We start from the raw sequence: 23,161 nt of genomic DNA, 5'->3' as shown, positions 1-23,161 counted from the left end.
GATTCACGAACGGACCCGCCACCCCTCGACCAGGGCCTTGAAGTACAGGTCGCTGAAGGCGTGGTGGACGCCCTGGCGGCGGATGTCGAAGCGGTCGAAGTCCGGCGGGCAGGTGCCGCCGTAGGCCGAGAAGCAGCACTCCACGCCGATTTCCGGCAGCCGCCGGCGGACCTCGTCGCTGATGTCCTCCGGCCTGCCGTGGGGATAGGCGAACCACCGCTCGCCGCAGTTCGCCCCGACCTCCCGGCGCAGGTCCTCCATGCCGGAGGCTATCTCCCCAAGCGCCTCGTCCGTGTCCAGGGTGGAGAGCCTGGGGTGGGTGGCGGTGTGGTTGCCGATGCCGAACCCCCACTTCCGCATTTCCCGGACACGGTCCCAGCTGAGCGTGGGCACGGCCCGGCCCAGCTTTTTCAGGTCGTGGGCGAAGCCCTCCTCCGTTCCAACCTTGCGGGTGGTCACGAAGAACGTGCAGGGCAGGCCCACCTCGCGGAGGTGCTTGGCCGCCTCGTAGTTGTCGTCGTAGCCGTCGTCGAAGGTCACCAGGGCCACGGTGCGGCGGCGTTTCTCGCCCCGCGCCTCCAAAAAGCTATGCATGTCCTGCACCCGGCACCTGCGCTTGAGGATGCGCATCTGCCGCCGGAACTGCTCCTCCCCCACGCTCACGGTGTCGCGGTGGGCGTCGTTCACCCGGTGGTAGTTGATGATGACCGCATGGGAGCGGCCGAACAGGGAGCGGACCGCGTTGCGGCAGGGCGACCACAGGTAGACGAATCCCCACAGCACCATGTCCTTCAGCGCCCTCACGCGCCCCTCCCCGCCGGGGCGGCCGAGTCCGCGGCTTCGCTCGCGACGTCGTTGCCCGCCAGACGACGATACACGGATTCGTGCGCCCTCACGCACTCGGACAGGGAAAAGAGCTCGGCCGCCCGGGCCGGATTGTCCCGCCGGGCCCGCAGCAGGGCCGGACGGTCCAGCAGTTGCCCGGCCAGGGCCTCGCCCAGGGCCGCGTGGTCGCCCGAGGCCACGATGGCCCCGACGCCCTCCTCTCCCAGGGCTTCCCGGCAGCCGCCCACGTCCGTGGCTGCCACGGCCAACCCCGAGGCCATATACTCGGCCACGGAGTTGGAAAAGCTCTCGGAGTCCGAGGCCAGCACGCCGACGTCCATGGCCGGGAGCAGGCGGGGCACGTCGTTCCGGTTGCCCAGGAAGATGACCGAGCCGTCCAGTTCCAGTTCCCTCGCCAGGGCTTCCATTGCACCGCGCTGGGGGCCGTCCCCAACCACCACGAACCGCGCGCCGGGCACGCTCTGCCTCGCCCGGGCCGCCGCGCGTAGAAAAACATCCATGCGCTTGACCGGCCGCATATTGGCCACGATGCAGGCGGCGGGCGCGTCCGGCGGGATGCCGAGGTCGCGGCGCACGGCCTCCCGGCCACCCGCGTCCGCCGGGTCGAAGGCTGCCAGGTCCAGGCCGTTGTAGACCACCAGCACCCGTTCAGTGGGCACGCCTTCGGTCTCCCGGCACCAGCGCCGGGTGCTGTCCGAGTTGGCCACAAAGACGTCCACCCAGCGGTTGAGGGTCCGCTGCAGGCGCAGTTCCAGGGGGGTCATCCAGTAGCCCTGGTTGCGGCGGGCGGCCACCACCCCGCGCACCCCGGCCAGCTTGGCCGCCGGAATGCCCGCGATGGAGGCGTCGCGGAAATGCGTGTGGACCACGTCGATGCGGTGGCGGCGCAGCAGGGAGGCCAGCCGCAGCACCCCGGCCCAGCCGCTCGGGCGGCGAAAGCTGTCCAGGCCGAGCACGTCCAGGGGAGCGAGGTCGAACCTCTGGCGCAGCCAATCCGAGTTTCGCAGCACGCACAGCCTGGGCTCGAATTCGTCCCGGTCCATGTGGCGCAGCAGCTGGAGGAGCTGCTTCTCCGTCCCCCCGGACGGGGAATACACCGTGTCGATGAGCAGGCAGACGCGCGTTTTCACGAGCCCCGCGCCTCCTTCGGCCGCCGCAGTCCCTTGTACAGGTCCACCGCCCGCTGCGGCATGGCCGCCCGGAGCATGGCCCGCCAGGTTCCGGCCCACAAGGGACGGCGCGAGAGCGAGGCCCCGAAAAAGCCCAGCGCGGCCAGAGGCCTGCCCTGGGCGGCCCGCAGCTTGCCGTAGGTGCGCAGCAGGCAGGCCCGGGCCTCGCCCACGGTGCCGGGCCGCAGCCTGCGCCGCACTTCGGGATCGCGCAGGTTCCGCTCCTGGATATCCCAGGCCGAGCGCAGCCGCTTTTCCGTATTGGTGGACATGTTGCCGTGGCCCACCCGGTACTTGACCAGCTCCTCGTCCACGTAGTCGAAGGCGCAGATGGCGGCCATGCGTATCCACAGGTCGTAGTCGATGCCCATGGCCATGGACTCGTCGAACCCCCCGGCCCGCAGGAAGAACGGTTTGCGCACCATGGAGGAGGAAAAGCAGATGAAGTTGTCCACGAAGGCGCGGTCCAGCACCCAGCCCCGGTACAGGGGGGGATGGTTGAAGGGCGACTCCTTGCCAAGGGCGTCGATGAGCACCCGCTTGGCGTAGACCACACCCACGTCCGGGTCGTCGAAGAGGCGGAGCTGCTTCTCGATGCGCGTGGGCAGGCAGACGTCGTCCGCGTCCAGAAAGGCCACCAGGTCGGAGGCGCTCTCCCGCAGTCCCCGGTTCTTGGCCGCGGCCTGCCCGGCGTTGTCCTGGTACACGTAGCGCACCCTGGGGTCGGACAGGTAGCGGGCCACCACCTCGGCGGTGTTGTCCGTGGAGCCGTCGTCCACCACCACCACGTCCAGGTCGGCGTGGGTCTGGGCCAGCACCGAGTCCAGGGCCTGGGGGATGTAGGCGGCGTAGTTGTAGGCCGAGACGACCACCGAAACCAGGCTCACGTGCCGCCCTCCTCGCCCACGGGCTGGCGGGCGGGGCCGGATTCGGCGCGGCCGCCCCCCCGGACAAGCTCGCGCAAAAAGCCCGCGCCCAGTCCGGCGTGGATGGCCGAAAAGATGAGCGGCAGCCAGACGGCCGAGCGGCCCAGCCTCTTGGCCAGGGCCAGGCTCTGGACCGTCACCAACAGAGCGTAGGCGGCCAGCCCGGCGGCAGGGCCGCGCCCAGCCACATGGGCAGCGCGCCGATGGCGGAGGCGGCCAGGCCGACCGGAGCGGCCGCCGCTCCTGCCGCGAACAGGGGCGGAACCAGGGTGGTGGCGGACAGGCTGGAGGGATGCTTGCGCCACAAGCGGCAGCGCCCCTCGCCGTAGCGGACCATCTGCCGCAGCAGGGAGGAAAAGGACTCGCGCGGGTAGTAGCGCACGGTCAGGGCCGGGCTGGTGTAGGTGCGCAGTCCCGCGCGCTCCACCCGGTGATTGAATTCCACGTCCTCGCAGGCGTCGAAGGACTCGTCCACCAGCCCCACCCGGTCCAGGGCCCGGCGGCTGTAGGCCGCGCCGTTGCTCACCGGGCTGGCGTAGCCCTCGTAGCCGGAATAGATGAGGGAGCCACCGCCGTGCCCCAACCGCGAGGCCCGGGCCTCGGCCACAGCCCGTTGGAAGGGGGTCAGGTCGGGCGGGTCGAGGGGTTGGGGCGGCCCAGGCAATCCGCTCCCGTCTCGCGGAAGATGCGGGCCAGGTGGGCCAGCAGGCCGGTGGTGGGAATGTGGCAGTGGCCGTCCACCACCAGGAAGTAGTCGCCCCGCCCCAGACGGAAGCCCACGTTGCGCCCGGCGCTGGAGCGGCGGCCCGGGTTGTCCGCCAGCCGCACCTGGGGATGGCTCCCGGCCAGCCGGGAAACAATGTCCCGGGTGCCGTCGTCGGAAAAGCCGTCGGCCACGATGATCTCGAATCGGTCCCCGGGGTAGTCCTGCTCCAGCAGGCTGTAAAGTGTTCCCTCGATGAAGCGCGCCTCGTTGCGCACCGGCATGACCACCGTGATGAAGGGGGCTTCCCTCTCCCGGCCACTCATGCCCTGCCCTCCCCGCGCGAATTGGTCTCCAGCAGCCGCTGGTAGTGCTCCAGGTAGCGGTTGGTCTGGTCGGCGAAGTCGAATCGCTCGCGCACGTGGTTCAGCCCGTTGCCACCCATTTCGGCCCGCAATTCAGGGGAGTCGATGAGCGCCAGCAACGCCTCGGACAGTGCGCCGGGGTCGTTCGGCCTGGTCAGGAAGCCGTCCACGCCGTGCCGCACCACCTCCGGCGTGCCGCCCACGGCCGTGGCCACCACCGGCTTGCCGCAGGCGAAGGCCTCCAGGATGACGTTGGGCAGGCCCTCGGTGTGGGACGGCAGCACGAAAACGTCCGCCTCGTGCAGCAGCGAGCGCACGTCCGGCCGGAAGCCGGGCAGGAAGAAGCGGTCCTCAAGTTCCAGTTCGGCCACCGCCCGCTCCAGCTCAGGCCGGAGGAACCCCTCGCCGAACACGGCGAAGCGGGTGTCCGGGCGTTCCGTGAGCACCATGCCCGCGGCCTCGATGAAGCCCATATGGTTCTTCTCCGGGCTCAACCTGCCCGCGGAGACCACGAAGGGGGCATCATCCGGCACGCCCAGCTCCCGTCGCACGCTGTGCTCGCAGGGGCCGGGAAAACTCTCCAGGTCGATGCCGTTGTGGATGACGCAGACCCGCTCCCCGGGCACGCCGCAGGCCAGCACCTTCTCGCGCTGCCCGCCGGACACGGCCACCACCTGGTCGGCCAGCCGCAGAAAGAGCTTGTCCAGCTTCTCATAGAGCCGCACCCGGCCGTTCTCCCCGGTCCAGCCCCGGGAAACGGCCACCTCGGGGATGCCGGTCAGCCAGGAGGCCAGCCGCCCGACGACGTTGGCCTTGTAGCCGTGCGTGACCAGCACCCGCACGCCGTCGCGTCGCAGCAGCCGGGCCAGCTCGTACACCGAACCGGGATGGAAGGGGCTTCGCGCCTTCAGGCCCCGGTGGTCCACCCCTGCCCGCCCGGCCGCCAGCAGCAGCTCGTTTTCCTTGCCGTGCTCCTGAAAGGAGACGATGAGAGGCTGGTAGCCGCGCTTGGACAGGTGGCGGGCGTGCCAGAGAATCTGCCGCTCCGGCCCGCCGTAGAAATTGGTGGCGATGAGATGGGCGATTCGCGGCATCAGGCCCTCCCCGTGCGTGTCCATTGCCCGCCCCGGAAGCCGGTCAGCCCCAGCAGGGAGACCGCCGTGAGCCAAGCCAGGGAAAAGGGGGCGGCCAGGGCCAGCCGCAGCCGGGCGGGGGTGAGCCCCATGACCACCATGCCCAGCGCCATGTAGGCCGCCAGCAGCCCGGCCAGGGTCACGGCCCAGGGGGCGTGCTCGCCCGCCAGCAGGCTCGCCCCGGCCAGGAGAAAAGAGGCCAGCAGCAAAAGCGGTTTGCTACGGATGGCCAGGCAGAAGGCCGTGTCCAGAAGCTCCGGCCGCCCTCTGCGCAGTCCCTCGGCCAGCAAATCGCGCGCCTTGCGGCGGGCCACCCCGCTGTTGCCCGAGGCCCAGCGCACGCGCTGGGAGGCGGCCTGCTCCAGGGTGCGCGGCAGGGGGGCGCGCACCTCGGTCTCCCCGGCGAAGCGGGTGGGCACTCCGGCCAGCAGCAGGTCCAGGGAGTATTCGGTGTCCTCCACCACGGAACCCGCTTCCCACGGGTGCTCCCGCAGCAGCTCCGCGCCGAAGGCCATGCCGTTGCCGCGCAGGATGGAGGGCAGCCCCAGCCGCTCCCGGCCGCGCAGGAAGAGGTCGTTCTCGATGGCGTTGCCCACGGCCAGCATGTAGGTGAGGGCCGTGTCGTCCGGGTTCTCCACACCGTAGCGCGCCTGGACCACCCGCTCGCCCGCCCGTAGCCGGGCATCCGCCGCCCGCAGGAAATCCGGCTCCACCACCGTGTCCGCGTCCACCACGGCCACGGCCTGGACGTCCTCGCCCAGCAGGATGTCGAAGGCGTGCCGCAGGGCCTGCCCCTTGCCTCGGCGATCCGGGGCGGTGCGCTCGATGCAGCGCGCCCCGGCGCGGCGGGCGGTCCCGGCGGTGTCGTCGGTGCAGTTGTCCGCCAGCACCACCACCTGGAAGGAGTCCGCCGGGTAGTCCATGGCGTGCAGGCTGGCCAGGGTGGGAGCGATGGTCTCCTCCTCGTCATGGGCCGGGACCACCACCGCGAAGCGCAGGGACTCGCCCGCCGCCTCCACCCGGGCGGACGGGCGGCGCAGGCCCGCCAGGGCCATGAGCCAGAGGTAGGCCACGGCCAGGGTCAGGCCGGCCAGGGGAATGGCCAGAAGCAGGGCGGTCATTGCCTGGCCGCCTCTCCGGCCCGGAAGGCTTGGGCCGCGTCCAGTTTGGAGATGCAGAAGCGGTACTTACCGGATTCCTCGGACTGGATGGAGTCCACGTACTCCACCTGGTGCTCCATGCCCCTGCCGAAGCGTTGCTCCACCAGGGAGGCGATGTCCGCCTCCAAGCCCTGGTTGCCGTCCTCGCCCGGAACCACCCGGAAAACCAGGTGGTCCAGCCGGTCCTGCACGATCTGCATCTGCTTCACCCCTTCCAGCACCATGGCGAAGTTTTCGGTGAGGGAGATGCCGGAGACGTACTCCCCTTCCGGAGTGCGCACGTAGTCGGCGATGCGCCCTTCCAGGGACTCGATGAGGGGATAGCCGCGGCCGCAGGAGCAGGGATCGGCGGCCATGCGGGCCGTGTCGCCCACCAGGTAGCGGATGAAGGGCATGCCGTAATTGGTCAGGTCGGTGACCACCAGCGCGCCGGTCTCGCCCGGCTCGGCCGGACGGCCGTCGCGCAAACACTCCACCACCAGGGTGTCCATGTTCACGTGCAGCCCCTGGTGCGCCTCGCACTCGCAGGCGATGAGGCTCACCTCCTCGCAGCCGTAGCGGTTGGTGGCCCGGCAGCCGAAGGTCTCCTCCACCACGCGCCGCTCGTAGTCGTGCAGCACCATGGCCGTGGAGATGACGCCCCTGGGCCTGGGCGGCTCCAGCCCGTTGTCGCGCACGAAGCAAGCGAAGAGGTACAGGGAGTGGGCGTGGCCGAAGAGCAGCGTGGGCTTCTCCCGCATGATCCGGGAGTGGAAGTCGCGCATGGCCTCGTCGTCCATGCGCAGGGTGTCCAGGTAGGTGCCCCGGTGCAACAGGGCATTGCGCAGCCAGCCGCGCCAGGACCCCTTGTACTCCGGGTTGCCCCAGACCAGCCCCACCCGCTCGCCCAGCCGCCAGCCCGCCCACTCGTCGTGGCGGTAGGTGCAGCCGCGCTTCCATTGCATGCTGTCATCGTCCACGGAGAATTGCAGGGAGACGCCGGTGGAGCCGGAGGTCTTGCGCGGGTGCAGCCTGTCGGCGGGCACGTTGTCAGCCACCATGGCCTCGCGGTTGGCCCGGATATCGTCCTTGGTCAGCACCGGCAGGCGGCGCAGGTCGTCCAGGCAGGCCACGTCCTCCGGCCGCACCCCGGCGGCGTCGAACCGGCTCCGGTAGTAGGGGACGTGGGCGTAGGCGTGGGAGAGCAGTTCGCGCAGCCGCCGGAACTGGTCCGCCTTGACTTCTTCCAGGGTACGGTACTGCGCCCGGCGCAGCCGGGCCAGGTGCTTCAGGTATGGCGAGCCTTCCCAGGCGGCCCACATGGGCGCCACCACGTGACGCACCACTCGGGAATAGATGTCGCCGCGATTGACTTCCCGCATGCTCCACTCCCCTCTAGGTGGCTTCCGCGGCTGCCTCGGCCGCGGGGCACGCTTGCCGCGCCTCGCTCCACTCCGCGATGGCCGCGCGCATGGTGCCGAAGGGCACGGCGCAGAGCATATGGCGCAGTTTGTCTTCCGTCTTGTCCAGGTTCAGGTAATGGCGGAAGCTGGATTTCAGCCCGGCCTTGATGCGGGGCTGGTCCGGATCGACTTCCCAAGGGTGGAAGTAGAGCACGGCCGGCTGCCGCTCCGCCCGGTTGATCCGCTTGATCCCCCTGGCCACCAGCGAAGCCGGCAGCAGGCGCAGGTAGCCGCCCCCTGCGATGGGCAGGTTGAACTCCCGGCCCAGCAGCCTGGTCCGCAGGGTGGTCAGCGGAAACTCCACCAAACTTCCCGCCTCGCGCTCGATGACGTGCGGGAACCGCTCGGCGTGGGGCACGCCGTAGTTGTCGTGCACAATGGGGAAGATGCTGGAGTCGTAGGTGAAGCCCGCCTCCACCAGGACGTCCAGAGCCCACATGGAGCGCTCGGTGATGGAGTAGCTGGGGGCGCGGTAGCCCGTGACCGGCTGCCCCAGGATGTCCTCGAGCAGCGACTTGGCGGAGGTGACGTCCCGGCGGAAGTCCTCGCGGGAGAGGGTGTAGACCAGTTCGTGACCGTAGCCGTGGCAGGCCACCTCGTGACCCCGGCGGGCGATGGCCCGCACCAGTTCGGGGGCCTTTTCGGCAACCCAGCCCAGGACGAAGAAGGTGCCCCGGCGGCCGAACTCGTCCAGCAGGTCGAGGACACGGTGGGTGTTGTCTACGACGCGGAGGGGGTAGTAGTCCCAGTCCTTGCGTTGGACCGTCCCCTCGAAGGCGGTGACGTGGAAATAGTCCTCCACGTCGATGGTCAGTGCGTTGTTCATGCCGGACCTCCCCTGTTCCCCTCTTCGGCGCGCTCGGCGCGGTGTGCCCGCGAGGGAAGGCGCGGTCCGGCGGTCCCCGGAAGGGACCCGGCGGAGGCTAGAAGTGCTTGGTCAGCTGCACCCCCACGCGGTTGACGTTGTATTTGTCCTCCTCCCGGTCCCCTGAAACCAGCTTCAGCCGGTACCATGTTCCGGCGGTGAAGCCGTGGCCGATCTCGTAGTTCAGCCCCACTCCGGTGTACCAGCGGGTGACGTCGTTGACGTCGCGGTCCTGCAGGTCCCAGCGGGCGTCGGCGTTGGCGCTCCACCGTTCGGAAAGCTGGTGCGTGCCGCGCACCCCCACCACGTAGTGCCTGCCGGTGTCCGCGTCCGCGGAGGAAACCGTGTTTTCCGGAGCGACGTCCCTGTCGTAGTCCTCCACGCGGGTGAATACCGCCGCGGTGGAGCGTTCGAAGTTCTTGCTCACCGTCAGCCCGGCGTACTTCGTGACCGTGGGTGTGTCCGCCAGCGGATCGTCCTCGTAGTCCAGGCCGGTGTCCAGCGAGGCGGTCACGGAGCCCATGACGTGGGTCAGGCCGGCATTCCAGAAGAAGCGTGTGGTGCTGTCCTCCTGGTCGCTGTAGTTGATGATGCTCGGCCCGGCCTTGAAGTAGGCCGAGGAATCCTCGGCATAGGCGTAGTTGGCGCCCAGGTAGGCCAGGTGCCGGGTGTAGTCCCTGGTGTCCGCCTCGGAACGGGTCAGGGAGTAGCCGCCCAGGCTGGTGAGCCGCCCGGTCATCTCGTAGGTCAGGTCGGTGAAGCCCTGGTGCTCCGTGCGCCCCTCGCCCTCGCCATCGAAGTAGGAGATCTTCGAGAAGCGGTAGCCGGTCTTGGCCTCGCCCCGCTGCCCCAGCCGGATTAGGGTGTAGGGCGAGGCGGCGAAGGTGTTCTGCGTGACCTGGCGCTCCGTGGTGTCGCCCTCCACCGTCTCGCCCCTGGTCACGTCGCGGTTCACCTGCCGCACGCTCTCGGTCACATCCAGGAAGAGGAAATCCTCCACCGCCTCCAGCAGCCCGTGGGCCTGAAGGTTGTGGATCGCTTCGTCCTCCCTGTTCTGCAGGGCGTAGTAGATGAAGGATGCCGAGTAGTCCGCCTCCAGCAGAAGGCGCGACTTCTCGTAGAGGAAGGAGGCCGTGGGACGGAGGGAGGTGGCGTAGTCCTCCTCCCCTTCGCCGCTGGGGGCCTCGTTGACGTTGGAGATGTACTCCTCGGCCACGCCCAGCGAGAAGTCGAAGAGGGTCTCCGCCAGGGCTGAAGCGGGCAGGAGAAGGAAGAGTAGCGCAGCGCAGAAAAGAGGATACCGCATGCAAAGGTCCCTGTTCGTTGGCCGTGGCTCGGGTGGGCGCGACATCGCCGGCCGACGGCGCGCAAACCCCGTTCGCCACGCGATACAAACCCTGCTCGCCGAGGGCAATACCCCATCTTTCGGCTCCTGGGAAGCCCCGTCCGCCGCAAGTACGCGTCACTGTTTCACTCCCCCCACAGGAATTTCCATACAAGACGCATGGTTCCCCTCTTTTTGGGCTCCTCGGACGCGGGCGGGGGGGCGGCCCCCATGGGGCGCTGGTACACGGCGGGTTCCTCGCGAGGCCTCTCCTCCATGCGCAGGGGACGCCTCCACTCCTCCATGTGCCGCTCCAGGGTTTTCTCCAGTTTGTCCACCCGCTCCGACAACTCCACGATCTGGCCTTGCCCGCAGCGGTTGGCCTCCTCCTCGAGCAGGGAAAGGCGGCGGCTGAGGGACAGGAGGTGGCCGTGCAGCTTGGCCTTGAAGTGGTTGCCTCCCCCCGCGCGCCGCGAGGCGGCAGACGACGGCCGTCCTCCATTGCCGCCGGTCAGGGCCGCCACGGCCTCCTCGCCGTTCTCCGCGTCCTTCCCGCCGCTTCCCTCCCAGTAGTGGGACTCGAAGGAGAGATCGCGGGCCAGCTCGTGCACCGACTCCTCCTCCACGTCCCGGGTCTCGGCGGAGTAGGCGTCGATCATGATGTAGTCGCAGAGGATGTTCACCAGCCTGGGTATGCCCCGGCTGTAGGAGTGAATGGCCCGGATGGCCCCGGGGGAGAAGCGCAGCGCCTCCCGGTTGCCCGCCCGCTCCAGGCGGTAGAGGATGTACTCCTCCACCTCCTCCTCGGAGAGGGGGTCGATGTGGCAGTTGATCTGGATGCGCTGCCGCAACTGCAGAAGCGACGGCCGGGCCAGGGTCTCCCGCAGCTCCGGCTGGCCCACCATGATGATGCGCAGCAGCTTGCCGCTCTCCGTCTCCAGGTTGGAGAGCATGCGCACCTCCTCCAGAAGGTCCGGAGTGAGGTTCTGGGCCTCGTCGATGATGAGCACCACCTGCCGCCCGGCGGCGTACTCGTTGATGAGGAACTCGTTGAGGTCGCGCAGCAGTGTCGCCTTGTCCCTGTCCCGCGTCTCCAGCCCGAAGTCGTCGTTGATCATGCACAGGAGCTGGTGCGAGTCGACCTTGGTGTTGAACACCTTGGCCAGGGTCAGATCGGTGAGCTGGCTCTTGACGATCTCGCGGATGATGGTGGTTTTGCCGGAGCCCACCTCGCCGGTGAGCAGGATGAACCCGGCCCGTTCCCGTATGCCGTGCTGCAGGTAGGTGAGCACCTTGCGGTGCGCCCTGCTGGGGAACAGGAACTTGGGCGTGGGCAGCAGGGTGAAGGGCTTTTCAGCCAGTCCGAAGAATTCCTCGTACAAGATCGCTCTCCGCTAGCCGTAGTACTTGTAGCCGTAGGCGGTGGATTCCGACTCGGAAGATTCGTTGTAGACCAGGCCCAGCACGTTGCTGCCCAGGGCGCGCAGCGAGGACTCCACCTCGCCCATGGAGCTTTTGCCCTCGCGAACCACCATCAACACCCCGTCCATGAGGCTGGAGAGGGTGCGCGTCTCCGCGAAGGGCATCACCGGCGGGGTGTCGATGATGATGAAGCGGTCGGAGTAGCGCTGCTTCACCTCCTGGATGAGGCGCTTCATGGACTTGGAGGCGAATACTTCCGACGGGTTGGGGATGGTCCTGCCAGCCGGAAGGAATACCAGCCGGCCGATACCCGTCTTGATGAGGGCGGAGCCGATATCCTTGCCGTCCACCAAACAGTCGGAGAGGCCCTCCGAGGGCGCGATGCCCAGGTACTTGTGGCAGGCGGGGGCGCGCAGGTCGGCGTCCACCAGGAGCACAGTATGGTCGTACTCCTGGGCCAGGCTGGCGGCCAGGTTGATGGCCGTGACGCTCTTGCCGTCCCCGGCGCTGGGGCTTGTGACCATGATGAGGTTGCGGAAGGACTCGCCTTTGGTCTTCTTGACCACCGCCTCCTTGAGCTTGCGGTATTCCTCCGCCTGCTGGGAGAAGGGCGAGTTGACCACCACCAGGCGCGGCTCCGGGACACACATGTCCTCGGGACAATGCAGGGGTGGAAGGGTGCTTTCATGGCGCGTGCGCTCCGATCCGGAGCCCCCGCCGTGGGAAATGCGGTCCCGCCCGGCACGCGCCAGGGCTTCTTCAATGCGGCTCATGCGTGCTCCTTTCGTTTGGCTAGAAGCGGTTGGCCAGGCTGTTCAGGAAGGTCCGGACGCTACCTCCGGGCTCGGTCATTTCGTGCAGCGCGCCCCGCAGATGGACGCCCAGGTGCTGGTCCACGAAGGACGCGCCCAGGGCCTCGCTGATGGCCACGGCCAGGATGAGCGAGGCGCAGGTGCCTCCGGCCATGTACATGCCCAACTCGATTCGCTTGCGGCGCCGCTCTTCTTCCGGGATGGTCATCCTGGGAATGACCCCCATGACCGGCAGGCCGAACTCCTTCAACTCGGACGGGGACTTGATGGCCCCGCGCAGCAGGTCCAGCAGGAAAGCCAGGGCGAAGGCCAGCCCCAGTCCGGCCATGGCCCCGCCGGAGATGATCATGGCCCGGTTGGGGCTGACGGGCGCCTTGGGCAGGATGGCCGGGTCGATAATGCGGAAACTGACCGATTTGTTCTCCAGCTCCATCTGCTTGGAGACCTCGGACTGGCCGTAGCGGGAAACGAGTTGGTCGTAGATGCGCTGCTCGTTCTCCTTGCGCTGCAGAAGCTCCTGCAAACCGCTCTGGATGGCGGGAATCTCCCGAAGGAGCTGTTTGCTCTCCTCGATGATCTTCTCCTGCTGGGCTTCCTGCCTGCGCACGGACTCCAGTTGGATGCTCGTCATCTCCAGGGCCTCGCGGTCGTTCGAGGCCAGGGTGGCCTTGTCGTCGTCGCCCTCTCGCAGGGCCTCCAGCTGGCTCTGCACCTGCATCACCTGCGGATGGTTCTCGGTGTAGCGGCTGCGCAGGCTCTCCAGGGCGCCCTCGAGATTGGCGATCTTCTGCCGCCTGGGGGACTGGGCCATGAGGGAACGCCGCTTGGCCTCCAGCCCCATGCGCTGCAGCCGCAGTTCCTCCAGGCGCTTCTGGGCCTGGTCGATGTCGCGGCTCAGGCTGCCCTCGTTGAGGGCCAGGACCATGCCGTGCTTGCTCTTGTACTGGTCGATTTCCTTGTCCACCGCGTCCATGCGTTTCTTGAAGACCTCGATCTGCTCGGAGAGGAACCGGGTAGCCTCCATGGACTCCTCGCGCTTGGAGGCGGTGTTCTTCTCGATGTAGGTCTGGGTAAGCATGTTCACGTAGTTGCGGGCGAACTCCGGGGAGGAGTCGCGGAAGGAGACGAAGAAAACGCCTTCCTTCTTTTTGATGACGATGCTCGTGCGCTGCCGCAGGCTCTCGATGTAAGCCTCGCGCTCAGAAGGGTTGGAAAGGGTAACGTCCTTGTCCAGCTTGCGCAGCACGTCCATGAGCATGCTGCGGCTGAGCATGGTGAAGCTGAGCACCTTGACCTTGGAGTCCATGGACGGCGTCACCGCGATGCCCTTGACCAGGTCGGAGACAACGCTTTGCTCGATGAATACCGTGGATTGGGCCTCGTACTTCTTGGGCAGCAGGTAGCTGACCATCAGGGCGCAGCTCATGACGGCCAGGGCCACCAGCATGAAGAGCCCTTTCCGGCGAGAGACCACCTTGAGGTAGTCCTTGAATCCGTAGTTGCCGACGTTCATGTCTCGTTATCCGCCTTTCGCTGGGGTGCGTGCGTCCGGCGGCGCTTCCCCCGCCCCGCCCGATCGGCAATGCGCACGTGTGTGTTCTTTTCCGGGTCAGACCAGTGTCTAGAAGTAGCTCTCGTCCACGATGACGTAGTCGCCCTGCTCCAGCACCAGATTCTGTTCCAGCTCGCCTTCCATGAGCTTGTCGCCCTGGATCTTGATGACGTCCTTTTCCTCGCCGTTGCGGCGGACGACCACAGTGTCGCCCTTGTCCGCGAACTTGTTGTAGCCGCCGCTTTGCAGGATGGCGTCCAGCACGGTGATGCTGTCGCGGTAGGGAACCGCCTGCGGGGCCATGACCGCGCCCAGGACGTAGACGAAGGGTTCCCGCTGGCCGGGGATGAAAACGATGTCGTTATGCTCCAGGCTGATGTCCTGGCTGAGGTCGCCCTCGTGGTAGAGGCTGCGGAAGTCCGTGAGGATCTTCTCGCCGCTCCGGGCCACGTAGGCCCGGCTGAGGTCCGCCGCGCCCAGGGGCTGGGAGGCCAGAAGCTGTAGCAGGGAGGTCCGCTGGCGCAGGTCGTAGACGCCGGGCTGCACGCCCCCGCCCACCACGTAGGCCTTGCAATTGACGATTTCCTCCATGGAGACGGTGACGAAGGGGTCGCGCACCAGGCTGCTCAGCTCCTCCTTGAGCACGTCGCGCAACTCGGCCGGAGTGTGTCCCTCGGCCTTGATGTCGCCCACCCCGGGCACTGTGATCTTTCCGTCGGGCCGCACCAGGGCGGAGAAGTTCAGGGCGTCCTCCCCCCAGACCGAGACCGCCAGCTGGTCGCCGGCTCCGATGACGTAATCCCCTTGTGCCGATGCGGCGGAGGGGGCCAGCAGACCCGCCATGAAGCAAATCAGACACCCCGCGGCCAGCGAAAGCAACGCATTCCTTTTCATGGGTTTCTCCCTTTTCTTGAACATGGTTTTCTACCTCCCGCCCTTGCCCAGCAGGACCACGGACACCGTCCGCATGATGACCCGCAGGTCCAGCCAGAGGGAGAGGTGTTTGACGTAGTAGAGGTCGTAGCGGAGCTTCTCGATGGCGTCCTCGACGGAGGAGCCGTAGGGGTAGCGCACCTGCGCCCAGCCGCTTAAGCCCGGCTTCACGTAGTGCCGCTCCGAGTAATAGGGGATGCGCTCCTTGAGCTTGGCCACGAACTCCGGGCGTTCCGGACGCGGCCCCACAAGGCTCATGTCGCCGCGCAGGATGTTGATCAGCTGCGGGAGCTCGTCCAGCCGCGACTTGCGCAGAAAGCGTCCCACTGGGGTGATGCGCGGGTCGTCGGGCTGCGACCAGACCGCGCCGGTGCCGGATTCGGCGTCCTGGCGCATGGTGCGGAACTTGTGCAGGGTGAAGGGCTTGTCGCCCCGGCCCACACGCACTTGGCTGAACAGCAGCGGTCCGGGCGAGTCCAGCTTGATGGCCAGCATGACGAAGGGGATGACGGGCAGGGCGACGGCGATGCCCACCAGGGACAGAAGGATGTCCACGGTCCGCTTGTTGAAGCGCTTGATGGGGTTGATTCGGAAGCCGGGGTTGAAGATGAACCAGCTCGGGGTGATGTTCTCGATGAGCAGTTTCTCGTTGACCTGCTCGTAGAAGGACGGGGCGTCCAGCACCTCGATGCCGCTCAGCTTGCAGGAGAGCATCTCCCGCACCGGGAACACGCCGCGCCGCTCGGCCAGGGAGACCACCACCTTGTCGGCCATGAAGTTGCTGGCCACGCGCAGCAGCCGGGAGGTGTCCTCGCCGCCGTCGGAGCAGGCGTTGTCGCCGCAGCCCGGGCAGTCCACGCGTCCCAGAAAGCGGAAGCGTTCGCCGCTCTGGGCGGCCAGGCTGCCCATCTGCTCGGCCAGGGGCCCGCTGCCCACCACCAGGATGCGCTTGGCCATTCCCGGCAGATTGCCGCGCAGCCGCGCTCCCAGGGCCACCAGCATCTTCAGCGCGGCGAAGAGGATCAGGGCCATGAGCATGGAGTCCAGCCGGTCCGGACTGAGCGCCTGGACCGAATCCAGCAGGAAGAGTACGGCCAGGGAGACGGCGAAGGCGGACAGGCCGCCGATGAGCCCTTTCATCAGCCGCTCGAACGGCTTGCTCTCGCGGACGAACATGCCCAGCAGAGCCGAGGGAATAACGGCCACCAGCAGGAATCGCACCGACTCGTCCGGCAGAATGCCGCGTTGCAGCAGGTCCTCGACCCCCCCGGCCAGGGCCAGGGTGGCCGCGCTCAGGGCCAGCAGCGCCAGCAGCGTGTCCGTGGCGAAGTGTCGCAGCAGCAGTCCTTTCATGTCCGTCCCTCCCTAGTTGTTCCGCAGGGAGTCCAGCAGACGCCCGGCCTCGTCCCGATCGGGGAAGGCGGGGACCCGCAGGGCCTCGTCCAGTCTGGCCACGGCCTGCTCGGTCTGGCCCAACTCGATGTGGGCCAGGGCCAGATGGTAGTGGATGGTGGGGTTCTCGGGCGCGCCTTCAAGGGCGCGGTTGAACATCTTCAGGGCTTCCTCCGGGCGGCCGTTGCGCAGCATGGCGTAGCCCAGGGTGTCGGCGACGCCGGGGCTGCCGGTGGCGGCCGAGTAGGCCTTGACAGCCATTCTGTAGGCTAGGTCCCGTTTGCCCTCGATGTCGGCGTAGATCATGGCCAGGTTGTTCAGGGCCGGCACGTAGTCCGCATCGGCCCGCACGGCCAGGGCATAGGCCCGCTCCGCGCCCTTCTCGTCGCCTTGCATCTGGCGCAGCACGCCCTTGTTGGTCAGGGCGTCCGGATTCTTCGGATCGCGCTCGACCACCCGATCGTACAGCTTCTCGGCCTCGTCCAGACGGCCCTGCGCCCTGCTCAGCCTGGCCCGGGCCATGATCACTTCCACATTGTCCGGATCGGTCTCCATGGCCCGCTGGAGCACCTCATCCGCCTTGTCTCGCCGGCCGCTCAGTTCCAGCACCAGGGCCAGGGGCAGGTAGGAGAAGCCGTTGTCCGGCTTCACCTGGGCCAGTTGCCGGGCCATGTCCTCGGCCTCGCCAAAGCGCTTCCGGGAGGCCAGGGCGCGGGTCTTGTGCAGCAGGCCCAGCCAGGGGTCGCGGGTTTCAATGGCCGAGTACTCGGCCATGGCCTTGTCGAAATCGTCCATGGCCAAGTGGACCTCGGCCTTGAGCAGCTGGAGGCTCTTGGAGTGCGGGTGCAGCTCCATGCCCTCCTCCAGGATGGTCAGGGCCTCGGCCGGCTTGTCGTGATGCATGTGGAAGCGGGCCAGGGTGGTGATCCCGCGCTCGCTGCCGCCGTCCGCGGCGCGCCGGAGGTACTCCCCGGCACGGACGGTCTCGCCCTGCATATCCAGCACGGCCGCCGCCCCCAGCAGTGACTTGAGGTCTTCCGGGGCGCGCTCAAGGGCGGCCTGGTACTCGGCCAGGGCCTTCTCCTTGTCGCCCCGGGAAAGATACGTGGTGGCCAGGCCGTGGTAGCTTGGCAGGAAATCCGGGTCGGCCTCCTTGGCCTGGGCCATGAGGCGCTCCGCCTCATCCGGCTTTCCGGCGCGGATCTTCATTCCGGCCAGGGCGTTGAGCAGCGTGGCGTCGCTCTTGCCGCCGCCCAGCCCTTCGCGCAGCACCGCCTCGGCCTCCTCGGCGCGGCCCTGGCCGTTGAGCAGGGCGTGCAGGGCCAGGCGCGGCGCGTTGACCTCGGGAGCCTCCTCAACAGCGCGGCGCAGGTCTACCTCGCCCTGTTCGTGCTCCCCCATGACCACCCGCAGCATGCCCTTCTTGAGGTGCAGCTGGTACATCTTCGGGGCCCGCTCGGCGGCCTTGTCGAACCACTCCAGGGCTTCGCGGTTGCGGTTCATGGAGAGCAGGGCGTCGCCCTTCAGGGCCAGGGCGGCCGGATCGGCCGGATTGGACTCCAGCACCTTGTCCACTTCGCTCAAGGCGATGTCGCCGCGCTTCTGCCGCACCAGCACCTCGGCCAGCAGCAGGCGGGCCTTGGTGAATTCGGGGCTGTAGTCCAGCACGGTGTTGAGCTGGCTGACCGCCATCTCCAGGTTGCCCAGCTGGGAGAAGGCCAGGCCCAGGAGGTAGTACGACTCCAGGTCGGGCTGAATCTTGATGGCCTCGCGCAGGGAGTTGACCGCTTCCTCGTAGTTGCCCGTCTTGAAATGGTACTGTCCCTTGAGCTTGTAGCCCTGGGCCTTCTTGGGGTACTCGGCCATGATCTTTTCGGCGGTCTTGTTCAGCTCGTCCAGTTCGCCGCGATCTCCGAGCAGGGTGGCCGCCTTGTAGCGGGCGTAGAGGTCCCCGGGGTGGGCCGAACCGATGCGGGTGTAAGTGGCCAGCACGGCGTCCAGGTCGCCCTCCTGACTCTCCAGCTGCGCCTTGGCGTGCAGCGCCGCCCGGTTGTCCGGATCGTCCGTCAGGATGATCTCCACCTCTTTCCCCGCGGCGCGGTTCTCGCCCATGTCCATGAGGGTGTGGATCAGCCCCAGACGGGCCGAGGTCCTGTCCGGTTCGAGCTCCAGCGCCTTGCGCAGCTGGGTGACGGCCAACTCCGGCCGGCCGTCCACCGAGTAGGCGTAGGCCAACTGCTCGTACCCGGCCGCGTCCTCCGGGTATTCCTCGAGGTATTCGCGGATGTGCTCCCTCGCCTTGTCCGGATTGCGGCGGGAGTTCTCTATGCGGCCCAGATGCAGGCTGACCCGCTTGTCGTAGGGATCCAGGAGGAGGGCCTTCTTGAATTCCGCCTCGGCCCGGTCGAACTTCCCGGCCTCCATGTAGGCCCGGCCCAGGTCGAAGCGCGCGTCCTCGAGATTGGGGTCCTTCTCCAGGGCGTTCTTGAGATGCACGATGGCCCCGTTGTAGTCCCCGTTTTCCAGCATTTCGCGGCCCTGTTCGTACAGGGAGGCCTTGTCCTGGCCGCATCCGGCCGCCAGAAGCAGGAAGGCCGCGCATACGGCCGCGAGAAAGGTTCTTGCTCTGAACACGAGTTCACTCTCCCCAGGTTGTTTCCCCGATTGCCGGCCGAGGAGGGCCGGCCTGTTCTCTTCGTCCCCAAGCCGCGTCACGGCGGCCGGGCCCGATGCCTGTCCCCCTCTTGAGCGAAATGCGTGCCAGCATCCGCTGGCAAAATAAAAATAAACATTTCAAGCTAGTAGAACACACAGCCCCCACGCTGCCCCCTCCGACCACCCCCCGCTTGTCCGGTTTTTTCGGAATAGTCCGCCCGCGAAATACTTTCCCCGGACACCACCGGGACGTTTCCGCACCCTCGGTTCGCCCCCGACAGGCTCCCAGCCTGGAAGGGTGGCAAGACAACCAGCTGGAAGCACACGATTTTAACTCGAATGGGCTGGTTTGCCCGACCGCTTCCCCCGGCTTGCACGCTTCTTGAACAACCCGCGTGAACCAAACCGCAGAGAGGGATGCATGGACATTACGGAAAAAAATCTTCTTCTCCTCAGCTCGGACCGGCCAGCTCGCTGGCTGATCACCGGGGCGGCCGGCTTCATCGGATCGAATCTCGTGGAAACGCTCTTGCGCCTGGATCAGGAGGTGGTGGGGCTGGACAACCTCTCCACCGGCTACCTCATCAATGTGGAGGAGGCCCTGGACGGGGTGGGCGCGTCCCAGCGGGCGCGATTCCAATTCATCAAGGGGGACATCCGCGAGCCAGGCACCTGCGCCCGAGCCTGCGAGGGGGTGGACTACGTGCTGCACCAGGCCGCGCTGGGCAGCGTCCCCCGCTCCATCGAGGACCCGGCCCTGACCAACGCCAACAACGTCGACGGCTTTCTGAACATGCTGGTGGCCGCCCGCGACGCCGAGGTGAAAAGCTTCGTCTACGCCGCCTCCTCCTCCACCTACGGCGACCATCCTGACCTGCCCAAAGTGGAGGACACCATCGGCCGTCCGCTCTCCCCCTACGCCGTGACCAAGCTGGTCAACGAGCTGTACGCCGAGGTCTTTCAGTCCTGCTACGGCTTCAAGGCCATCGGGCTGCGCTACTTCAACATCTTCGGTCCCAGGCAGGATCCGGACGGGGCGTACGCCGCGGTCATCCCCCGTTGGTTCGCGGCCATGCTGCGCGGGGAGAGGCCGGTCATCAACGGCGACGGCGAGACCAGCCGCGACTTCTGCTACGTGGACAACGCCGTGCAGGCCAACCTGCTGGCCGCCCGCTGCCCCAACCCCGAGGCCCACGGGCAGGTGTACAACGTGGCCTTCGGCCAGCGCACCTCGCTCAACGAATTGTTCGGACTCATTCGAGAAATCGTGGGCCAGGTGCGTCCTTCCGCGCTGGACATGGAGCCGGAATACGGGCCGGAACGCCCGGGAGACGTGCGGCATTCCCTGGCGGACATAAGCAAGGCACGCTCTTTGCTTGGATACGAACCGGCCTTTGATGTACGGCAGGGACTGCAAAAGGCCGCCGACTGGTATCTCCCGTCCCTGTCCGGAGCGGAGGCGGTGATGCGGTGATCGTACCTCTGGCGTACCGCAACCTTGTCCACGACAAGGTTCGGCTCGCTGTGACCCTCATCGGGGTCATCTTCGCGGTTGTGCTCATAAGTGTGCAACTGGGGCTGTTCATTGGCTTCACCACGACCATCTCCGGAGTCATCGACAACTCCGGGGCGGACGTGTGGGTGGCCTCGCGCGGCATTAAGAACTTCGACATCGCCCTGCCCATGGAGGAGCGCACCAACAACCTGGTCATGGCCGTGCCCGGGGTGGCGCGCACCGGCAAGCTCATCATCCAGTTCGCCAACTGGAAAAAGCCCAACGGCGACCTGGAATCCATCGAGATCGTGGGCTACGAGCTGGAGAAGGGGCTTGGCGGGCCGTGGAACCTGGTGGAAGGGAACACGGACTGGCTGGACATCCGCGACACCATCGTGGTGGACAGGCTGTACGCCGAGAAGCTGGGCGTGGTGGATCTGGGCGACTCGGCCGAAATCGCCAACAAGCGGGCGCGGGTGGTGGCCTTCACCCACGGCATCCGCTCCTTCACCACCTCCCCCTACGTCTTCACCTCCTTCAAGAACGCCCTGGAGTACTCCACAGTCCAGGAGGACCAGCTGGTCTACATCCTGGTGGAGGCCGCCGACGGCGTTTCCTCCAGTGAGCTCAAGAAACGCATCCTGGCCAGGGTGGACGACGTGGACGTCTTCACCACGGGCGAATTCAGCCTGAAAACCATCAATTACTGGATGCTCAGCACCGGCGCGGGCATGGCCCTGCTCATCGCCGCCTTCCTGGGGCTGGTGGTGGGCATGGTGGTGGTGGCCCAGACACTCTACGCCACCACCATGGACCACCTGCCGGAATTCGCCACCCTCAAGGCGGTGGGCGCGCCCAACGCGTACATCTACCGCATCCTCATCGCCCAGGCGGTCATCAGCGCGGTGGGGGGCTACCTGCTGGGCATGGCCGCCAGCCTGGGAGTGGCCCGGCTCAGCCAGAACGCCGAGGCCCTCATCCGCCTGCCCTGGCCCGTGGTGGGGGGGATGTTCTTCCTCACCCTGGCCATGTGCCTGGGCGCGTCCCTGGTCTCCATCAACAAGATCACCCAGACCGACCCCATGCTGGTCTTCAAGGGGCGATGAGCATGTCCCGGGACGACTCCATCCAGCTGGAGCTGCGCGACGTCACCAAGCGCTTCGGCTCCGGCCCCTCCGCCACCCTGGCCGTGAACCGGGCCGACCTGCGCGTGCGCAGGGGTGAGACCCTGCTGCTCATGGGGCCCTCCGGCAGCGGCAAGACCACCCTGCTGTCCATGATGGGTGGCATCCTCACCCCGGACAGCGGACGGATCATGATCGCCGGGCAGGACATCACCTCCCTGGGCCGGGGCCGCCTGGCCGAGGTGCGGCTGCGCCACATCGGCTTCATCTTTCAGGAATACCACCTCTTCCACACCCTCAGTGTGGTGCAGAACCTGCTGGTGGTGCTGGACCTCAAGGGAATCCGGGGCCGCAAGGCACGCGAGATAGCCGAGGAACGGCTGGACTGGGTGGGGCTGTCGGACAAGCTGTCAAGTTATCCGGCCAAGCTCAGCGGCGGCCAAAAGCAGCGGCTGGCCGTCTCCCGCGCCCTGTGCGGCGAACCGGAAATCATCCTGGCTGACGAGCCCACGGCCGCCCTGGACTCGGAGAACGGCCAACGCATCCTGGACATGCTCCACCGGCTGACCTTCGAGCTGGGCAGGACGCTGGTGGTGGTCACGCACGACCCGCGCATCCGCCGGTACGCCGACCGGGTCGTGACCATCGAGGACGGCAAGCTTTCCAGGGAACAACCTCTAGATGCCGAAGGCGAACCATGAAAACCATCCTTCTCCTGCTCGCGATCCTGATCCTGGCGGGCGGCTCGGTGGCCATCTGGCAGAGCCGCCAGCCCGCGCCCGCGGAAAACGCCACATCCTCCTTCGTGGAGACCATGCCCGACGAGGAGGACGGGCGGTGGGTGGCCGCCGCCGGACGGGCGGAGCCCCTGGACGAGGAAATCCTGCTCTCTTTCGAGGCCACCGGCGTTATCAAGGAGATTCTGGTGGAAGAGGGGCGGAACGTGGAGCCCGACACCCTGCTGGCCACCCTGGAAAGCGAGGAGGAGGAAGCCATGCTGGCCCAGGCGGAAAACCTGGTCACCGCCCGCGAGGCCGCCCTGGACCGCATGCTCTCCGGCGCGCGTCCGGAAAAGCAGAAGGAGGTTCTGGCCGAACTGCAGCGGGCCCAGGTGACTATGCGCAACGCCCGCAAGGAGGCCGAGCGCAGGCAGGAGCTGGTGGAGCAGGACCTCATCGACCAGGAGACCGCGGAACGCGCCTGGACCGAGTACCAGGAGGCGGAGCAGCGGTACGAGGCCATCCGGCAGCAGTACCAGCAGACAGCCACCGGCCGGGAGGAGGACATCGCCGAGGCCAGCGCCCTCCTGGAAGAGGCCAAGGCGCGGGTGGACGAGGCCAGGGCCGCCCTGCAGAACACCGAACTGCGCACCCGCCGCTCCGTGGAGATCCTGCGCATCCACCGCAAGGAGGGGGAGGCCGTGTCGGAATTCTTCGCCTCCCCGGTGATGACCGTGGGCGATATGAGTCAACTGCGGCTGCGGGCCGAGGTGGACGAGAGCGACGTGGCCCTGGTGCGCGAGGGGCAGCCCGCCTACGCCCGGGCCGACGCCTACGGGGACAGGCGCTTCCCCGGCGTGGTCATCGACGTGGGCGAGATGGTGGGGCCCAAGCGCATCCAGACCGGCGAACCCGAGGAGCGCAAGGATCGCCGGGTGCTGGAAGTCCTCATCGATTTCGAAGGCAACCCCGACATCTACCCCGGGCTGCGCATGGACGCCTTCATCCAGGTGGACGGGGCGCCGCAAGCGGATGAATGATTGTCGACAGCCCTGCCACGCTTGTCGGGACACCTTACAGACAAAGGCCCAGCCAGAGAAAAAACATGACAAATAGCCAGTTAT

General features: G+C 67.3%; 21 protein-coding genes. 4 read left to right on the top strand and 17 right to left on the bottom strand.

Features of this window, described 5'->3' with window-relative positions:
* Nucleotides 1–3: 3 nt before the first annotated feature.
* From N911_RS0113005 to prsT, 17 genes are all read right to left on the bottom strand, one after another.
* Nucleotides 4–804, bottom strand: a complete 801-nt coding sequence (locus N911_RS0113005; RefSeq protein ID WP_051694386.1) for a polysaccharide deacetylase family protein — start codon at nt 802–804, stop codon at nt 4–6.
* The gene (locus tag N911_RS0113000) at nt 801–1,976 is read right to left on the bottom strand and encodes a glycosyltransferase (protein WP_029897864.1); all 1,176 of its coding nucleotides are present in this window, start codon (nt 1,974–1,976) and stop codon (nt 801–803) included. Before N911_RS0113000 ends, N911_RS0113005 begins: the two co-directional genes overlap by 4 nt.
* Nucleotides 1,973–2,902: a glycosyltransferase family 2 protein gene (locus N911_RS0112995; RefSeq protein WP_051694384.1), complete on the bottom strand. Its 930-nt coding sequence runs from the start codon at nt 2,900–2,902 to the stop codon at nt 1,973–1,975. The genes N911_RS0113000 and N911_RS0112995 overlap by 4 nt, the downstream gene beginning before the upstream one ends.
* Nucleotides 2,899–3,081: a hypothetical protein gene (locus N911_RS18905; RefSeq protein WP_029897860.1), complete on the bottom strand. Its 183-nt coding sequence runs from the start codon at nt 3,079–3,081 to the stop codon at nt 2,899–2,901. Before N911_RS18905 ends, N911_RS0112995 begins: the two co-directional genes overlap by 4 nt.
* Nucleotides 3,078–3,548, bottom strand: a complete 471-nt coding sequence (locus N911_RS19040) for a glycosyltransferase (RefSeq protein WP_272913357.1) — start codon at nt 3,546–3,548, stop codon at nt 3,078–3,080. Before N911_RS19040 ends, N911_RS18905 begins: the two co-directional genes overlap by 4 nt.
* 17 nt (nt 3,549–3,565) lie before the next feature.
* Nucleotides 3,566–3,970 (bottom strand): glycosyltransferase, encoded by a 405-nt coding sequence (locus tag N911_RS19035; RefSeq protein ID WP_051694382.1) that lies wholly within the window; start codon nt 3,968–3,970, stop codon nt 3,566–3,568.
* A complete protein-coding gene (locus tag N911_RS0112975; RefSeq protein ID WP_237559977.1) occupies nt 3,967–5,103 on the bottom strand; it encodes a glycosyltransferase in 1,137 nt (378 codons plus the stop codon). Before N911_RS0112975 ends, N911_RS19035 begins: the two co-directional genes overlap by 4 nt.
* Nucleotides 5,103–6,263 carry a glycosyltransferase family 2 protein gene (locus N911_RS0112970; RefSeq protein ID WP_035105533.1) on the bottom strand — a complete coding sequence of 387 codons (1,161 nt, stop codon included), beginning with the start codon at nt 6,261–6,263 and terminating at the stop codon, nt 5,103–5,105. Before N911_RS0112970 ends, N911_RS0112975 begins: the two co-directional genes overlap by 1 nt.
* A complete protein-coding gene (locus tag N911_RS0112965) occupies nt 6,260–7,663 on the bottom strand; it encodes a phenylacetate--CoA ligase family protein (RefSeq protein ID WP_035105531.1) in 1,404 nt (467 codons plus the stop codon). Before N911_RS0112965 ends, N911_RS0112970 begins: the two co-directional genes overlap by 4 nt.
* Nucleotides 7,664–7,676: 13 nt before the next feature.
* Nucleotides 7,677–8,570 (bottom strand): XrtA system polysaccharide deacetylase, encoded by an 894-nt coding sequence (locus N911_RS0112960; protein ID WP_051694378.1) that lies wholly within the window; start codon nt 8,568–8,570, stop codon nt 7,677–7,679.
* A gap of 97 nt (nt 8,571–8,667) precedes the next feature.
* Nucleotides 8,668–9,915, bottom strand: a complete 1,248-nt coding sequence (locus N911_RS0112955) for a TIGR03016 family PEP-CTERM system-associated outer membrane protein (protein WP_029897846.1) — start codon at nt 9,913–9,915, stop codon at nt 8,668–8,670.
* A 164-nt stretch (nt 9,916–10,079) separates the two neighbouring features.
* Nucleotides 10,080–11,315: an XrtA/PEP-CTERM system-associated ATPase gene (locus tag N911_RS0112950; RefSeq protein ID WP_029897844.1), complete on the bottom strand. Its 1,236-nt coding sequence runs from the start codon at nt 11,313–11,315 to the stop codon at nt 10,080–10,082.
* A 12-nt stretch (nt 11,316–11,327) separates the two neighbouring features.
* Nucleotides 11,328–12,128: an XrtA-associated tyrosine autokinase gene (locus tag N911_RS0112945; protein WP_029897842.1), complete on the bottom strand. Its 801-nt coding sequence runs from the start codon at nt 12,126–12,128 to the stop codon at nt 11,328–11,330.
* A 19-nt stretch (nt 12,129–12,147) separates the two neighbouring features.
* Nucleotides 12,148–13,680, bottom strand: coding sequence for an XrtA system polysaccharide chain length determinant (locus N911_RS0112940; protein WP_051694376.1), 1,533 nt, complete (start codon nt 13,678–13,680; stop codon nt 12,148–12,150).
* Between the two features lie 108 nt (nt 13,681–13,788).
* The gene (locus N911_RS0112935; RefSeq protein WP_029897839.1) at nt 13,789–14,613 is read right to left on the bottom strand and encodes a polysaccharide biosynthesis/export family protein; all 825 of its coding nucleotides are present in this window, start codon (nt 14,611–14,613) and stop codon (nt 13,789–13,791) included.
* A gap of 30 nt (nt 14,614–14,643) precedes the next feature.
* A complete protein-coding gene (locus N911_RS0112930; RefSeq protein WP_029897836.1) occupies nt 14,644–16,005 on the bottom strand; it encodes a TIGR03013 family XrtA/PEP-CTERM system glycosyltransferase in 1,362 nt (453 codons plus the stop codon).
* A gap of 12 nt (nt 16,006–16,017) precedes the next feature.
* Nucleotides 16,018–18,678, bottom strand: coding sequence for an XrtA/PEP-CTERM system TPR-repeat protein PrsT (gene prsT, locus N911_RS0112925; protein ID WP_035105528.1), 2,661 nt, complete (start codon nt 18,676–18,678; stop codon nt 16,018–16,020).
* Nucleotides 18,679–19,120: 442 nt separating this feature from the next.
* Between prsT and N911_RS0112920 the strand changes: the two genes are divergently transcribed.
* From N911_RS0112920 to N911_RS0112905, 4 genes are read left to right on the top strand one after another with little or no spacing between them, the layout of a single operon-like run.
* Nucleotides 19,121–20,173: an SDR family oxidoreductase gene (locus N911_RS0112920; protein ID WP_035105526.1), complete on the top strand. Its 1,053-nt coding sequence runs from the start codon at nt 19,121–19,123 to the stop codon at nt 20,171–20,173.
* Nucleotides 20,170–21,300, top strand: coding sequence for an FtsX-like permease family protein (locus N911_RS0112915; protein ID WP_029897830.1), 1,131 nt, complete (start codon nt 20,170–20,172; stop codon nt 21,298–21,300). Before N911_RS0112920 ends, N911_RS0112915 begins: the two co-directional genes overlap by 4 nt.
* A gap of 2 nt (nt 21,301–21,302) precedes the next feature.
* A complete protein-coding gene (locus N911_RS0112910) occupies nt 21,303–22,019 on the top strand; it encodes an ATP-binding cassette domain-containing protein (RefSeq protein ID WP_029897828.1) in 717 nt (238 codons plus the stop codon).
* Nucleotides 22,016–23,077, top strand: a complete 1,062-nt coding sequence (locus N911_RS0112905) for an HlyD family secretion protein (protein ID WP_029897826.1) — start codon at nt 22,016–22,018, stop codon at nt 23,075–23,077. Before N911_RS0112910 ends, N911_RS0112905 begins: the two co-directional genes overlap by 4 nt.
* Nucleotides 23,078–23,161 lie beyond the last annotated feature (84 nt).

Origin of the sequence: Desulfohalovibrio reitneri, from assembly GCF_000711295.1 — a bacterium.
Lineage (GTDB): Bacteria > Desulfobacterota > Desulfovibrionia > Desulfovibrionales > Desulfovibrionaceae > Desulfohalovibrio > Desulfohalovibrio reitneri.
The sequence above is the reverse complement of the archived record's forward strand: the minus strand, read 5'-3'. Positions and strand labels throughout refer to the sequence as shown.

Bases quoted from the DNA above. Each gene is read 5' to 3' on its own strand.
- N911_RS0112975 (WP_237559977.1), bottom strand. From the start codon at position 5,103: ATGCCGCGAATCGCCCATCTCATCGCCACCAATTTCTACGGCGGGCCG.
- N911_RS0112905 (WP_029897826.1), top strand. From the start codon at position 22,016: ATGAAAACCATCCTTCTCCTGCTCGCGATCCTGATCCTGGCGGGCGGC.
- N911_RS0112960 (WP_051694378.1), bottom strand. From the start codon at position 8,570: ATGAACAACGCACTGACCATCGACGTGGAGGACTATTTCCACGTCACC.
- N911_RS19035 (WP_051694382.1), bottom strand. From the start codon at position 3,970: ATGAGTGGCCGGGAGAGGGAAGCCCCCTTCATCACGGTGGTCATGCCG.
- N911_RS0112970 (WP_035105533.1), bottom strand. From the start codon at position 6,263: ATGACCGCCCTGCTTCTGGCCATTCCCCTGGCCGGCCTGACCCTGGCC.
- N911_RS0112955 (WP_029897846.1), bottom strand. From the start codon at position 9,915: ATGCGGTATCCTCTTTTCTGCGCTGCGCTACTCTTCCTTCTCCTGCCC.
- N911_RS0112920 (WP_035105526.1), top strand. From the start codon at position 19,121: ATGGACATTACGGAAAAAAATCTTCTTCTCCTCAGCTCGGACCGGCCA.
- N911_RS0112910 (WP_029897828.1), top strand. From the start codon at position 21,303: ATGTCCCGGGACGACTCCATCCAGCTGGAGCTGCGCGACGTCACCAAG.
- N911_RS0112930 (WP_029897836.1), bottom strand. From the start codon at position 16,005: ATGAAAGGACTGCTGCTGCGACACTTCGCCACGGACACGCTGCTGGCG.
- N911_RS0112965 (WP_035105531.1), bottom strand. From the start codon at position 7,663: ATGCGGGAAGTCAATCGCGGCGACATCTATTCCCGAGTGGTGCGTCAC.
- N911_RS0112945 (WP_029897842.1), bottom strand. From the start codon at position 12,128: ATGAGCCGCATTGAAGAAGCCCTGGCGCGTGCCGGGCGGGACCGCATT.
- N911_RS0112940 (WP_051694376.1), bottom strand. From the start codon at position 13,680: ATGAACGTCGGCAACTACGGATTCAAGGACTACCTCAAGGTGGTCTCT.
- N911_RS0112935 (WP_029897839.1), bottom strand. From the start codon at position 14,613: ATGAAAAGGAATGCGTTGCTTTCGCTGGCCGCGGGGTGTCTGATTTGC.